Source organism: Dietzia sp. IN118, from assembly GCF_032905965.1.
GTDB classification, from domain to species: Bacteria; Actinomycetota; Actinomycetes; order Mycobacteriales; family Mycobacteriaceae; genus Dietzia; species Dietzia kunjamensis.
In genome coordinates, this window is record NZ_JAUMSR010000002.1 from 46,401 (window position 1) to 59,351 (window position 12,951).

Consider the following 12,951-nt stretch of genomic DNA (forward strand, 5'->3'; position numbering starts at 1 on the left):
GCGGGGCTCCGATCGGCCCTCCGCCGCCCGGCCCACGGGATCAGGAACAATGGACACCATGCCCCGTCACCGCCCCACAAGTGACCGACGCTCCCCCGGCGACCCCCGCGGGGAGCGTCGGTCACTGCGCTCCACCGTGTTCGAGGCCATGCACGAGCTGCTGGGCTCGCACGACTGGTCCTCGGTGACCATGTCCGACGTGGCCCAGGCCGCCGGTCTCAGCCGGCAGACCCTGTACAGCACCTTCGGCAACCGTCAGGGACTGGCCCAGGCGTACGCACTCCAGCTGTCGGAGACCTTCGCCGGGGAGATCCGCGACTCGATCATCCGCCACCCGGGGCAGATCGACACCGCGCTGAACGAGGGGATCAACGGGTTCCTCCTGTCGAGCCGGAACGACCCGCTGGTCCGCGCCCTGCTCACCGGCGACATCAAACCGGACCTCCTGCGCCTCATCACGACCGAGGCCGGGCCGCTCATCGAACGGGCCACCGAGGTGCTCACCCCCGCCCTGTCCGACAGCTGGATGCGCATCGAGGAAGCCCAGGCACGGCTCGCGGCGTCGATCATCGCCCGGATCGGCATCAGCTTCATCTCACTGCCGCCCAACGACCCCGACCAGCTGGCGTCGGGCCTCACCGAGGTCATCGCCCCGTACCTCCAGAAGGTCATTCAGGTCGACGTCCAGGGGTGAGCCCCCGGCCCCGCGGGGCCGGGGCGCTCTACGCGCCGTCGGCGATGGTCGACCGCGCACCCGGCTGTCCCGGCACCGGGACGCTCGCCTCGAGGAACAGTCCCCGCGCCTCCACGCACAGCCGGTCGCCGGCGTGGATGGTGGCGTGCGTCCACGTCTTGCGGCCGTCGACCTCGTGCACCCAGGCCCGGAACGTCAGCGGCTGGAGCAGCGGCGTGGGCGAGCGATAGTCGATCTCGTAGTGCGCCGTCATCCCGAAGCGGCCACCCCAGTGGTTGGCGAAGCCCATCATGTGGTCGATGACGAGCGCGCTGATCCCCCCGTGGACACACGCCGGCGGGCCCTGGTAGACGGGACCGAGGGTCACCTCCGCCATCACCGACCCGTCGTCACAGCCGTGGAACTGCACCGGCGGGGCGATCGGGTTCTCTTGCCCGCCGACCGGGTTCGAGCGACGGGTCCCGGCACCCGTCCACATGTTCTCCAGCCGACGTGAGGGCGATGGGACTCGCGGCTCCAGCAGATCAGCGACTTCGGCCAGGCGGTCGGCGATGTCCCCGAGCTCGACCTCGGAGTGCGCCAACGCCGCCGTCGCCTCCCGCAACCTGCGCAGTTCGGCCACCGCGCGGTCCAACTCCGGGTCCGCCGGCGGCAGCTCGGGGACGGGGATCGGGTCGAAGGAGTCCCCGAACCGGCTCCGCGCGGCGTCGAGGGAGAACTGGTCCGGATCCAACCCCGGGAGGGGTACTCCACCGAATCCGGGACGATCGCTCTGTTTGGTCATACTCTTAGAGTATGTCGACACCTGTCAATCCGAAGCCGTTCGATCCCGTTACCTATGGCCCGTGGGCCCTCGTCGTGGGCGGAAGTGAGGGCGTGGGCGCCGAGATCGCGTTCCGCCTCGCCGATCAGGGCGTGTCCTCCGTGCTCGTCGCCCGCAAGGCCGGGCCCCTCGAGGAGACCGCCGAGGCCGTCCGCGCCAAGGGCGTCGAGTGCCGGGTCGTGTCCGTCGACCTCACCGAGCCCGGCGCCACCGAGGGCATCGCCGCGGCCTGCGAGGGCCTCGACCTGGGGCTGCTCGTCCTCAACGCCGGCGCCAACACGTACGGCTCCGAGTTCGTCGAGTCCGACATGACCCAGGTTCAGAAGGTCATCGACCTCAACATCACCTCGCCGATGCAGATCATCCGGCAGTTCGGCCCCGCCCTCAAGGCCCGCGGCCGCGGCGGCATCGTGGTGATGGGCTCGATGGCCGGCTACCTCGGCCACGCCGACATGAGCGTGTACTCCGCGGCCAAGGCGTTCAGCCGGGTCTTCGTCGAGGGCCTGTGGCTCGAGATGCGGGAGCACGGCGTCGACGTCGTCGAGGTCATCCTCGGCGTCGTCCGCACCCCCGCGATGATCCGCGCCGGCCTGGACATGGACCTGCCCGGCTTCACCGTCAGCGAGCCCACCGAGGTCGCCGAGGAGGTCCTGGCGTCCATCGGCAACGGCCCGATCCACGTCTGCGGCGGCGAGAACAACCGCAAGGGCGTCGAGTTCTCCTCCGGCGTCGACCGGGGACGGATCGTGGCCGGATCCCACAAGCGGATGACGGCGCTGCGCGGGAACTGAAGTCCGACGCGACGCACGCGTCGGTGCCCGGCCGCGGATGCTCCTACGGATGTCAAGCGGCTTTGGCGAGGTCGGCGGTGGTCGGTGCTTTGGTGGCGGGGTCGCGAGCCTGTAGGTCGTTGATCAGGGCATGGTAGATCTCGCGCGCGATGTGGCGTTTGAGGCAGCGCATGATGTCTTTCTTGGACAGGCCTTGCGCGGTTCGTCGGTCAACGTATGAGCGGGTGCGTTCGTCCCATCGCATGCGGCTCAGTGCGATGGTATGCAGGGCGTGGTTCGCGGCCCGGTCGCCACCGCGGTTGAGTCGGTGTCGGTCTCGTCGTCCTGAAGAGGCAGGGATCGGGGCCACGCCGCACAGGTGCGCGAACGCCGCTTCGGAGCGCAGCCTGTCTGGGTTGTCGCCCGCGGTGGCCAGAAGCTGCCCGGCGACGTCAGGTCCCACGCCCATGCGGTTCATCAGGGTCGGAGCCGTCTGCGCGGTCAGGGCTTTTAGCTCGACGTCGAGGTCGGCGATCTCCTCACTCAGTGCCAGGATCCGGCGGCTCAGAATGCGTAGTGCCGCCTTGGTCGCGCCGAGGGGACTAGCGAGGTCGCTGGGACGGAACCGGGCGCAGACTACGGCCAGCTCGCGGGCGGGCAGGCCACGCAACTGGGCTCGCAATTCCTCCGGAGCGGTGATCACCAGCTGCCTGGCCTGGTTGATCGCTTGGGTGCGGGCCTTGACCGCGGAGCGCCGAGGCACACGCAAGGCCCGGACGGCCTCCACGATCCCGTCGCGGGTCTTCGGCACGCCAGTGGCACGCCCGGAGGCGACCGCGGTAGCAGCGGCATAGGCGTCTATCGGGTCGGACTTGCCCTTCATCCGCCGGGTCTTGCGGTCGGGTCGGTCGACTTCGACCACCGGTAGTCCGGCCCGGGCCAGCACCCGAGACAGCTCGGCGCCGTAGGCTCCGGTGCCCTCGACCCCAACGGCCTGCACGGTGCCGTGGCCGCCGAGCCATGAAAGTAGCTGCCGGTACCCGGAACCCGTGGCCGGGAACTCTCGGTCGGCCAGATGCCGCCCGAGGGAGTCGATCACCGCCGCGTGATGGGTCTGGCCATGCGTATCCACTCCGGCGATGACATGCACGTGCTGATCGGACATCATGGTCACTGCTGCCTTTCTCGTTGATCCCGGTGGGGCAGCACGCGCCGGCCAGGCGGGCGGACAAGACAGTGGCGGGGCTTCTGAACCAAGCTCCTATGAGGTCACAAACGCCCGTCCGGTCGCGTGCGTAGCGATCCCCCGAGCGGGCCGACAAATCCGCTTCTAGTCAGCCACCGCGACGGTCAGCCCGTGAGTCAGACCCGCCCGAAGAACCACTACACACATCATCACTGTCAGCCCTCGATGGGCCGGCCGCGGTCGGCGTCCCGGATACCCCTCGGCTCGATGAACAACGCCTCAGCCGTCGCGCAGAGGGTCTCGCCGGTGTGGAGGGTCGCGGTCGCCCAGATCTTGCGGCCCTCCACCCGTTCCTGCCGCGCCTCGAACCGCAGCGGGGCGAACAGTGGCGTCGGCGACTTATACGAGATGCGCAGGTCCGCGGTCATGCCGACACTCTCCGACGCGGCGTTCGCCAGCCCCAGCATCTCGTCGAAGATCAGCGCGACGATCCCGCCGTGGACGCAGCCGGGAGGCCCCTGGTACTCGATACCCAGGGTGAGGTCGGCCCGCACGGTCGCATCGGGGAACACCACCGGCTCCAGCGGCGGGGACACCGGGTTCCGGCTGCCGGTCGCCGGGTTGGCCGCCAGGTGCTCCGGCACACCCCAGGTGGCGTACTCCGACGGCCGCACCACGGTGCCCACGGTCTCGAGGTGCTCGACCAACCCGCGCACGGTGGCCACGGCGTCGTGGACGTCCTCGTAGACGGACCCGGCGACCAGGCCGCGGAGTCGGCGCAGCTCGCGGGCCAGCTCGGTCGCGCCGGACGCATCGGGGTCCTGGCGCAGGAAGGGAGTGCCCTCATCGCTCGCACCGGCGGGGTCCGCGGTGCCGAGGGGGCGGTCGCCCGGGGCGGTGGGGTCGGAAGGGCCGGAGTCGGTCGTCACGGCAACAGAATCTACTCTGCGCCCCGGCGTCAGCCCTCGCCCGCGCCCTCATCCCGGTGCTGCCGGTACGCCGCCACCCACTCCGCGGGCATGACGAACAGCCCCTCGGCGGTGGCGCAGAGGCGATCTCCCGCGTGGACCGCGCCCTGCGACCACACCTTCCGGCCGTCCACCCGGACCTGACGGGCGGTCACCACGATCGGCTCGAGGATGGGCGTGGGGCTGCGGTAGTCCAGGTCCAGGTACATCGTCATCCCGGTGGTCCCCGCGTGGTGGTTGACCCGGCCCAGCGCCGCGTCGAACAGCAGGGCCACGACACCGCCGTGAACACACCCCGGGGGGCCCTGGTACTCCAGCCCGAGCGTCATCTCGGCCCTGAGCGTCCCGTCGTCCAGCAACTCGAACTCGGCCGGCGGGGCGAGGACGTTGGACCGGCCGATGATCGGGCAGTTGGAGGCGTACCGACGCTCCCGCCAGTTGACCTCCTGCCGCTGCTCGGGGCTCGCCGACGCGGCCTCCAGCTCGTCGGCCACCCTGCGGATCCGATCGGTCAGCGGGCCCAGGTCGGTGTCGAACATGCCGCCGGTGGTGAGCGCGCGGATCCGGCGCACCTGCTCCACCAGGGCGTAGAGGCCGGCCTCGTCGTCGTCGTCCCTGTCGACCGGACGGCCAGTACCGCGCGCCGGGTCCAACGGCCCCAGATCCACCGTCGGCCGGTCGCGCCGCACGACGGTCACCGGCTCGACAGTCCCCGGCTCGACGGTCACCGGGTCGTTCATGCCGGCGCCGACCCGGTCACATCGCCGGCCGCCACCGTGTCGGTGACCCCGGCCGCACCGCGGCCCGCGCGCCGGCCGAAGAACGAGCCGTCGCCCAGAGAGGTCCCCGAGATGTAGCCGTCGCCGTGCAGACCGTGCGTGCACCGCCCGGCCGCAAACAGGCCCGCGATGGGCTCGCCCGCGCGGTCCAGCACGCGCGACTGCAGGTCCGTGTGGAGTCCCCCGAGCGTGAACCCCTGCGCCTTGAGGGGCAGGCCGTTGAAGGTGTCCGGCCCCCCGGCACCCGTCGGGTAGGCACCGAACGGCGGCTCGAGCGGGCGCACCCACCGGGCGTTCTTGCCGAACTGCGGGTCCTCGCCACGCTCGGCGCCGGCGTTGTAGCGGCGCAACTGGTCGGCCAGCGCATCGGCGGGCAACCCGCAGTCGGCCGCGAGCTCCTCGATGGTCTCGGCGGCGTGCATGGGCTGCATACCCCACAGCTCGGACTCCGGGACGTCCTCGATGCCCTTCTCGTCGATGATCACCCACACCGGCGGGCGGCGGTGATACACGGCCGCGTGGCAGTACAGGCCCGGGTAGACCTCCTCGTTGATGAAGCGCTGCCCGTCGCCGTCGACGAGCATCGCGCCCACCACCAGGCGGGGGATGACGAGCATCGCGGTCTCGGTCTGGTGCATGCGGCGCACGGCCGCGCCGGCCTCGATGCCCATCTCGATGCCGGAGCCGTCGTCGCGGCCGTCGGAGACCTTGTCCTTGCCCAGCTGCTGCGGCGCCCACTGTTCGAGCATCCGGTCGTTGTCCACGAACCCGCCCGTCGCCAGCACGACGCCGCCGGTGGCGCGGTACTCGCGTTCCTCGGAGAACTGCGTGGCCCGGACGCCCACCACGCGTCCGTCCTCGACGATGAGCGAACGCGCCTTGACGTCGCACTGCAGGTCGACGCCGGCCTTCTGCGCCGTGGCCACGAGGGAGTCCATGAGCACGTTCCCGGCGAAGTTCGGGGCGGGCGGCCGGTGACCGCGCGCTGCCGGGGTGGCCAGGGACGCGTAGGGCTCCGCCCGCTCCCCCATCCACATCAGGCCCGAGTCGTCGCCCGGCATCCAGGTGGGGGTGTCCCACAACTTCCGGTTGAACACCGCTCCGTGCGAGACCAGCCAGTCGTGGTGCTCGACGGCCCCCGCGCAGTAGTCGGCGATCTTCGCCTCGTCGGCGTTGGGCCCGAGCGCGGCCAGGAGGAACGCGCGCATGTCCTCCTCGGTGTCGGCGATGCCCAGGGCCTGCTGGGTGGCCGTGCCGCCCCCCAGGTAGACCTCGCCGCCCGACTGCGCCGAGGAGCCGCCCGGTCCGGAGGCGCCCTCCAGAGCGATGACCGTCGACCCGGCCTCGGCGGCCTCGATCGCCGCGCAGGCGCCGGCGATTCCCATCCCCACCACGATGACGTCCGCCGTCATCACGGCGGGACGGTTGTCTGCACTCTTGTCCGTCATGGTGTGCACACTACTTGTAACGTGTTTCAGTTAGTGCATTAATGTCGGGTTCATGATTGATGGTTCCGACACCGCCCGTCTGGACGCCCTCGAGGCGAGGCTCACCTCGACCGAGAACGGTCTCGCCACCGCGCGGGCCGAGCTGGCCCGCGCGGCCGACGAGCTGGCCGTACTGCGCCTACTGGCCTCCTACTCCCCCCGCGTCGACTCCGGCGACGCCGACGGCGTGGCCGAACTGTGGACCGACGACGGCGTCTACGACGTGGACACCGGCGTACTCGAGGGGCACGAGGGGCTGCGGGAGATGGTGCACGGGGACGCGCACCAGGGACTCATCGCGCACGGGTGCGGGCACGTCCCCGGCCTGCCGGTCGTGCTGCTGGACGGGGACCGCGCGGTGGCGACCGGCTACACCCAGCTCGTGGTGCGCTCGTCGCGCCCCGGGCGCTACACGGTGATGAGGGTGACGGCGAGTCGGTGGGAGCTGGAGCGGCGCGGTCGGGTGGACGCGCCGGACCGCGGGTGGCGGGTCGTGCTGCGCACCGCGCGCGCCGTGACCGACGACGGCGAGGGTCGGGCCCTCCTGGGACGGTCCCGCGAGAGGTAGCGTGGCAGCCATGTACCGCCGACGCCCCGCGGCCGCGGGCCCCACACCGGACCCGATCCTGCGCGCGGGCCGCCTCGCGCTGCTGACCACGTCCGCGGTCCACCTGGGGTTCCAGTCGATGGTCACCTCGGTGGTCTATCCCCAGCTGTTCGACGGTTCCACCCACGGCATCGCCGAGCGCCAGGCCGATCACGCCCGCCGCATCGCCCCCGTCGCCCTCACGCTGTACGCGACGGGCCTCGGGGCGGCGGCCTGGGCGGCCTACGGGTCGGTCCGCTCGGCCGAGCGCAGCGGTCTGGGGGCCACCCTCCTCGCGTGCGCCACGGGCGTCGCCGTCCCGGCCATCACCGCCGGAGTGGTCCCGCTGCACGTGGGGATCGCCCGGGAGCAGGTCACCGGGCCGCGCATCAGGGCGCTGATGGCCACGGACCGGCTCCGCACGGGACTGGCGGCACTGGGGCTGGCGGCGGCCGCGCAGGCGCTGAGCAGTCGCGACTAGTCGCGGGACCCCGACCGCCGGGCCCGTCCGCCCGCTCCCGGCCGCGCCACCGCGACAAGTGCACCCACCGCGATCACGCCGACCGCGAGCGCCAGCACGTGGTACGCCGGGATCAGTCCGATGCCCTCGGCGATGACCGCCGCGATCACCGCCGGCACGCCGAGCGAGATGTAGGCCACCACGAACAGGGCCGAGAACACCTGTCCCCGCACCGCCTGCGGCGCGCTCTGCGCGACCAGGGTGTTGCCCATGAGGAACAGCAGGCCCATCCCGAGGCCGGTGAGCCCCGCGGCGGCGATGAAGCCGACGACCGTGCGGGCCTCCAGGGAGACCGAGGCGAAGACGAGCCCCGCGACGAGCGCGAGCACGCCCAGGACCACCCCTCGCCGCCACCGCGACGGCCCGGACCGCAGGTTCCACACCAACTGCGCGACCCCGGCCGCCGCCTGCAGGGCCGCCACCACCAGGCCGGTCACGAGGTAATCGGACGCACCCATGAGGTCACGGGCGATCGCGCCGCCGAGACCGAGGAACACCCCGCCGACGGACCACGAGACGATCACGCACACCGCGGCCAGCGCGAAGACGGACCGGACCTGGGGCGGCACCGACGGCGGACGCACCCGCAGCGCGTCGCGCAGGGTCCCCGATCCACCGGCGGTCTCGGGAACGATCGTGGCCACACCGATGAGCAACGCGACCGTGGCGGCCCCGATCACGAGGTAGGGGTGGACGAGGGGTGACGACGACGAGGTGGCCACCACCCCGGCGAGGAGCACTCCGGCCGCGATGCCGAAGTTGGTGGTGGAGCTGCTGGTCAGGGCGCCCACCCGCGAATCCCGGGTCGGATGGAGCTCGATCAGTGCGGCGGTCGCCGACCCGGTGATGAGACCCACCGCCAGACCCTGGATGACGCGGGCCGCGATCAGCCAGGCCACGGATCCGGCGGCGGCGAGCATGCCCATGCTCACCGCGAGCAGCGTCAGGCCCGCCAGGATGACCGGGCGACGCCCGATCGCGTCGGAGACCCTCCCGAGGAACAGCAGGGGGACGAGGACCGCGAGGGCGTACACGGCGTAGACCACGGTGATGGCGGTGCCACCGACGCCCCAGTCCTGCTGGTAGTCGACGTACAGCGGTGACGGGGTGGCGCTGGACGCGAGGGCCACGGTCACTACGAGGGCCATGAGCACGAACGGGGGCCACGACGCGCGAGGGGTGGGGTGCACGGTCTCCCTATCCGCCGGGGAGGGCGCCTGCCGGGCGGGCGCGCCGGGCGGCGGGTGAGTGGAGCCTAGGGGATTCGAACCCCTGACATCTGCCTTGCAAAGGCAGCGCTCTACCAACTGAGCTAAGGCCCCGTACCTCCAAGCATAAACGCCGGACCGCATCGAGCGGATCCGGCGTCTGCCTGGCGGAGTGGGCCTAGGAGGACTTGAACCTCCGACCTCCAAATTATCAGTTTGGCGCTCTAACCACCTGAGCTATAGGCCCTCGTACCGAGAGGTCAATCTACCCGACGTCCGCGCCACCGCCCAAATCGGCACCCTCGGCCGGGCGCCGGGGGCACCGTCAGTACCGGGGATCGGCGAGCGTGACCTGCACGCCGCCGCTGGTCAGGCCGGCCGCGAGGTTGTAGATGAACACCGCGAGCGTGGCCAGGATCGACAGCAGGAGCACGTTCAGCAGTCCCACTCCGCCGCTGTAGAGGAAGATCGTCGACGGCCCGATCACGGCTGCCGACTCGTCGCCCGCCACGCCGGACAACAGGCCCCCGAGCCGGTCCCACACGCCCATCCCGGACAGCAGCAGGTACGTGACCCCGATGGCCACCATCCACACCAGGTAGAGGGCGAACATCAGCCCCAGCACGGTGGTGAAGGCCGACCACGGGTCGATCCGGCGCAGCACCAGGACCGACTCCATGGGGCCCCGGCGCTCGGTGGGCGGGACGATCGGTGCGGCTCGCCCGGCCGCGCCCCCCGAGTGCGCCTTGGAGACGCCCCCGTTCGCGCCCTCGGCGCGATGCTGGGTGGCCACCGGGAAGGCGGTGGTGGCCGACGTGCCGGCGTCGCCGGTGCCGGCCCCCGACCCGCCGTAACCGGGCGCCGGGGACGACCCCCCGTGCGCTGGGCCGTCTGTGACCGCGTCGGACGTCTCGGTCGGGTCGGTCCGGTCGGCTGGATCGGTCGGCTCGGTCATCGCCTACTCCTCCTTGGCGGACTCGGCCGCGGACCGGTCCTCGTCGTCGGGCTCGTCGGCGTTGCGGGCGATGGCCAGTAGCGAGTCGCCCTCGGCGAGGTTCATCAGCCGCACGCCCTTGGTCTGTCGGCCCGCCTTGCGGACCTGCTTGGCGAACGTGCGGATGACACCGCCGCTGGAGGTGATGGCGTAGAGCTCGTCCTGCAGCTCCACGATCGTCGCACCGACGAGCTTCCCGCGCTTGGGGTCGAACATGAGCGTGAGCACGCCCTTGCCGCCCCGGCCCTGGGCCGTGTACTCGCTCAGGGCGGTGCGCTTGGAGTAGCCGCGTTCGGTGGCCACCAGGAGGAAGTACTTCTCCTGGTCGGACGACTCGGCTCGCACGACGGACATGCTCAGCAGGGCGTCGCCGTCGTTGAACCGCATGCCCATCACGCCGGAGGTCGCTCGGCCCATCGGGCGGAGCGTGTCGTCGTTGGCGTGGAACCGGATCGACTGGCCCTTCTCCGAGACCAGCAGCAGGTCGTCGTCGGGTCCGGCCAGCGCCGCCCCGACCAGCTCGTCGCCGTCGCGCAGGTTCACGGCGATCAGACCGCCGGAGCGCGGCGAGTCGTAGTCCTCGAGCCGGGACTTCTTGACCAGCCCGTTGCGGGTGGCCAGCACCAGGTACGGCGCGTCCTGGTAGCCCTTGATCCGGATGACGCCGGCGATGCGCTCCTCCGGCTGGAACGCCAGGAGGTTGGCCACGTGCTGACCGCGGGCGGTGCGGTTCGCCTCGGGCAGCTCATAGGCCTTGATCCGGTAGACGCGGCCCTTGGTGGTGAAGAACAGCAGCCAGTCGTGGGTGGAGGAGACGAAGAAGTGCCGGACGATGTCGTCCTGCTTGAGCTCCGCGCCGCGCACACCCTTGCCCCCGCGCTTCTGGGCGCGGTACAGGTCGGTGCGGGTCCGCTTGGCGTAACCGGTCTCGGTGATGGTGACGACGACGTCCTCGCGGGCGATCAGATCCTCGTCCGTGACGTCCCCGTCCGCCGGGATGATCCTGGTCCGGCGGTCGTCCCCGTACTTCTCGACGATCTCGCGGAGTTCGTCGGCGACGATCGCGCGCTGCCGATCGGGCTTGGCGAGGATGTCCTTGTAGTCGGCGATCTCGAGCTCGATCGAAGCGAGCTGGTCGACGATCTTCTGCCGCTCGAGGGCCGCGAGGCGGCGTAGCTGCATGTCCAGGATGGCCTGCGCCTGGTCGTCGTCGATGTCGAGCAGGTCCTTGAGACCCTCGCGCGCGACCTCGACGGTCTCCGAACGGCGGATGAGGGCGATGACCTCGTCGAGGGCGTCCAGCGCCTTGACCAGGCCGCGCAGGATGTGGGCGCGCTTCTCCGCCTCGTCCAGCAGGTACTGGGTCCGCCGGACGATGACCTCGATCTGGTGCGTGACGTACAACCGCACGAGGTGGTTGATGGCCAGGGTCCGGGGAACACCGTCCACGATCGACAACATGTTCGCGCCGAAGGACGTCTGCAGCTGCGAGTGCTTGTAGAGGTTGTTGAGCACGACCTTGGCCACTGCGTCACGCTTGAGTGTGACCACGATGCGCAGGCCGACCCGGTCCGAGGACTCGTCGTCGATCTTCGAGATGCCGGCGATCTTGCCGTCACGCAGCTGTTCGGCGATCGACAGGATCATGTTGTCCGGGTTGACCTCGTAGGGCAGCTCCGTGATGACGATGACCGTCCGGTTGCCCTCCTCCTCGATGGAGGTCTTGCCCCGCATGCGGATCGAACCGCGGCCGGTCGTGTAGGCGTCCCTGATCCCCTGCTCGCCCACGATGAAGCCGTGGGTGGGGAAGTCGGGACCCTTGATCCGATCCATGCACGCCGCGAGGGTCTCCTCCTCGTCGGCGTCAGGGTTGTCCAGACACCAGTAGATCGCCTCGGCGACCTCGCGCAGGTTGTGCGGCGGCATCTTGGTGGCCATACCGACCGCGATGCCGCTGGAGCCGTTGACCAACAGATTGGGGATGCGCGACGGGAGGACGACCGGTTCGGACGTCTTGCCGTCGTAGTTGGGCTGGAAATCGACCGTGTTCTTGTCGATGTCCCGGACCATCTCCATGGCCAGCGGGGTCATCTTGCACTCGGTGTAGCGCATGGCGGCGGCGCCGTCGTTGCCGCGCGAGCCGAAGTTCCCCTGGCCGTCGACCATCGGGTAGCGCATCGCCCACGGCTGGGCGAGGCGCACCAGGGTGTCGTAGATCGCCGAGTCACCGTGGGGGTGGTAGTTACCCATGGTGTCGGCCACGGGCTTGGCCGACTTCACGTAGCTGCGCTCCGGCCGGTACCCGTTGTCCCACATCGCGTAGAGGATCCGGCGGTGGACGGGCTTGAGCCCGTCCCGGACGTCAGGTAGCGCTCGTCCGACGATGACGCTCATCGAATAGTCGATGTAGCTTCTCTGCATCTCCGCCTGGATGTCGACCGGCTCGATCCGGTCGTGACCCCCGGCTTCGGGCGGCAACGTCGTGTCCGTCATGGGCTCCTCTTCGTCTCGCGCTCGAAGCGGCACCACGAGGGCACGCTCCGACCCGGCCAGTCTATAGGTCCAGCGAAAACACCGGCACGGGCGCGCGGGGGGTCGGCGACTCGGGGGCCTCCCGAGGCCCGCGCACCCGCCTCGCGGGCCCCGGAGGACCCGGCGCCGCGGTCGACTCCGTCGGCTCCACCCGGCCGGCCGGCTGCCGGACGAGTGACCCGATCGGGGGGAAGCCATGCCCGGCGCGTTCGCCCCCGGCCCGTCGGCCGCCCGCGACGTGTTCTTAATGGTCGAGCGTCCAGGATGTCATTTCGTAACGATTTCCTCATTTTTGCTCATGAGAACGTACGACGCCGGGCGTTGCCCGGAACGCCGTGAACATCGTGCTCACACTGGTTGACCGCCCATCATTGGCCATTGACACGTCCACCATTGCCACGTGG

At 70.7% G+C, this 12,951-nt stretch carries 12 protein-coding genes and 2 tRNA genes; 4 read left to right on the forward strand and 10 right to left on the reverse strand.

What is annotated here, in order from left to right; translation table 11 throughout:
• Nucleotides 1-49: 49 nt before the first annotated feature.
• Complete coding sequence (locus Q2K20_RS15725; RefSeq protein ID WP_067716528.1) at nt 50-694, forward strand: TetR/AcrR family transcriptional regulator; 645 nt, start codon at nt 50-52, stop codon at nt 692-694.
• Between the two features lie 28 nt (nt 695-722).
• Here Q2K20_RS15725 and Q2K20_RS15730 read toward each other — a convergent pair whose 3' ends face one another.
• The gene (locus Q2K20_RS15730; RefSeq protein WP_067716530.1) at nt 723-1,478 is read right to left on the reverse strand and encodes a PaaI family thioesterase; all 756 of its coding nucleotides are present in this window, start codon (nt 1,476-1,478) and stop codon (nt 723-725) included.
• 11 nt (nt 1,479-1,489) lie between these two features.
• Between Q2K20_RS15730 and Q2K20_RS15735 the strand changes: the two genes are divergently transcribed.
• Nucleotides 1,490-2,308 (forward strand): SDR family NAD(P)-dependent oxidoreductase, encoded by an 819-nt coding sequence (locus Q2K20_RS15735; protein ID WP_067719997.1) that lies wholly within the window; start codon nt 1,490-1,492, stop codon nt 2,306-2,308.
• A gap of 52 nt (nt 2,309-2,360) precedes the next feature.
• Here the strand turns inward: Q2K20_RS15735 and Q2K20_RS15740 are convergent, their stop codons facing one another.
• The 4 genes from Q2K20_RS15740 to Q2K20_RS15755 all read right to left on the reverse strand — a co-directional run bounded on the left by Q2K20_RS15740 (nt 2,361) and on the right by Q2K20_RS15755 (nt 6,668).
• Nucleotides 2,361-3,452 (reverse strand): IS110 family transposase, encoded by a 1,092-nt coding sequence (locus Q2K20_RS15740; protein WP_216824158.1) that lies wholly within the window; start codon nt 3,450-3,452, stop codon nt 2,361-2,363.
• 236 nt (nt 3,453-3,688) lie between these two features.
• The gene (locus Q2K20_RS15745; RefSeq protein WP_067720214.1) at nt 3,689-4,402 is read right to left on the reverse strand and encodes a PaaI family thioesterase; all 714 of its coding nucleotides are present in this window, start codon (nt 4,400-4,402) and stop codon (nt 3,689-3,691) included.
• Between the two features lie 29 nt (nt 4,403-4,431).
• Nucleotides 4,432-5,181, reverse strand: coding sequence for a PaaI family thioesterase (locus Q2K20_RS15750; protein WP_119192996.1), 750 nt, complete (start codon nt 5,179-5,181; stop codon nt 4,432-4,434).
• Nucleotides 5,178-6,668, reverse strand: a complete 1,491-nt coding sequence (locus Q2K20_RS15755) for an FAD-dependent oxidoreductase (protein ID WP_119193010.1) — start codon at nt 6,666-6,668, stop codon at nt 5,178-5,180. The genes Q2K20_RS15750 and Q2K20_RS15755 overlap by 4 nt, the downstream gene beginning before the upstream one ends.
• A 52-nt stretch (nt 6,669-6,720) precedes the next feature.
• Here Q2K20_RS15755 and Q2K20_RS15760 point away from each other — a divergent pair, with 52 nt between their 5' ends.
• Nucleotides 6,721-7,275, forward strand: a complete 555-nt coding sequence (locus tag Q2K20_RS15760) for a nuclear transport factor 2 family protein (RefSeq protein WP_119192997.1) — start codon at nt 6,721-6,723, stop codon at nt 7,273-7,275.
• A gap of 10 nt (nt 7,276-7,285) precedes the next feature.
• Complete coding sequence (locus tag Q2K20_RS15765) at nt 7,286-7,774, forward strand: hypothetical protein (protein ID WP_119192998.1); 489 nt, start codon at nt 7,286-7,288, stop codon at nt 7,772-7,774.
• On the opposite strand, the gene Q2K20_RS15770 is transcribed toward Q2K20_RS15765, so the two are convergent.
• The 5 genes from Q2K20_RS15770 to gyrA form a co-directional block, all read right to left on the reverse strand.
• Nucleotides 7,771-9,003: an MFS transporter gene (locus Q2K20_RS15770; protein WP_119192999.1), complete on the reverse strand. Its 1,233-nt coding sequence runs from the start codon at nt 9,001-9,003 to the stop codon at nt 7,771-7,773. The two genes, Q2K20_RS15765 and Q2K20_RS15770, sit on opposite strands and share 4 nt — an antisense overlap.
• 59 nt (nt 9,004-9,062) lie before the next feature.
• A tRNA-Ala gene (locus tag Q2K20_RS15775) sits at nt 9,063-9,135 on the reverse strand.
• A 59-nt stretch (nt 9,136-9,194) separates the two neighbouring features.
• A tRNA-Ile gene (locus Q2K20_RS15780) sits at nt 9,195-9,268 on the reverse strand.
• 78 nt (nt 9,269-9,346) lie between these two features.
• Entirely contained in the window at nt 9,347-9,976 is a 630-nt protein-coding gene (locus Q2K20_RS15785; RefSeq protein ID WP_119193000.1) for a DUF3566 domain-containing protein, read from the reverse strand.
• Between the two features lie 3 nt (nt 9,977-9,979).
• Nucleotides 9,980-12,508 carry a DNA gyrase subunit A gene (gene gyrA, locus Q2K20_RS15790; RefSeq protein ID WP_256820639.1) on the reverse strand — a complete coding sequence of 843 codons (2,529 nt, stop codon included), beginning with the start codon at nt 12,506-12,508 and terminating at the stop codon, nt 9,980-9,982.
• Between the last annotated feature and the right edge of the window lie 443 nt (nt 12,509-12,951).

Bases quoted from the DNA above. Each gene is read 5' to 3' on its own strand.
- Q2K20_RS15725 (WP_067716528.1), top strand. From the start codon at position 50: ATGGACACCATGCCCCGTCACCGCCCCACAAGTGACCGACGCTCCCCC.
- Q2K20_RS15730 (WP_067716530.1), bottom strand. From the start codon at position 1,478: ATGACCAAACAGAGCGATCGTCCCGGATTCGGTGGAGTACCCCTCCCG.
- Q2K20_RS15735 (WP_067719997.1), top strand. From the start codon at position 1,490: ATGTCGACACCTGTCAATCCGAAGCCGTTCGATCCCGTTACCTATGGC.
- Q2K20_RS15740 (WP_216824158.1), bottom strand. From the start codon at position 3,452: ATGTCCGATCAGCACGTGCATGTCATCGCCGGAGTGGATACGCATGGC.
- Q2K20_RS15750 (WP_119192996.1), bottom strand. From the start codon at position 5,181: ATGAACGACCCGGTGACCGTCGAGCCGGGGACTGTCGAGCCGGTGACC.
- Q2K20_RS15755 (WP_119193010.1), bottom strand. From the start codon at position 6,668: ATGACGGACAAGAGTGCAGACAACCGTCCCGCCGTGATGACGGCGGAC.
- Q2K20_RS15760 (WP_119192997.1), top strand. From the start codon at position 6,721: ATGATTGATGGTTCCGACACCGCCCGTCTGGACGCCCTCGAGGCGAGG.
- Q2K20_RS15765 (WP_119192998.1), top strand. From the start codon at position 7,286: ATGTACCGCCGACGCCCCGCGGCCGCGGGCCCCACACCGGACCCGATC.
- Q2K20_RS15785 (WP_119193000.1), bottom strand. From the start codon at position 9,976: ATGACCGAGCCGACCGATCCAGCCGACCGGACCGACCCGACCGAGACG.
- gyrA (WP_256820639.1), bottom strand. From the start codon at position 12,508: ATGACGGACACGACGTTGCCGCCCGAAGCCGGGGGTCACGACCGGATC.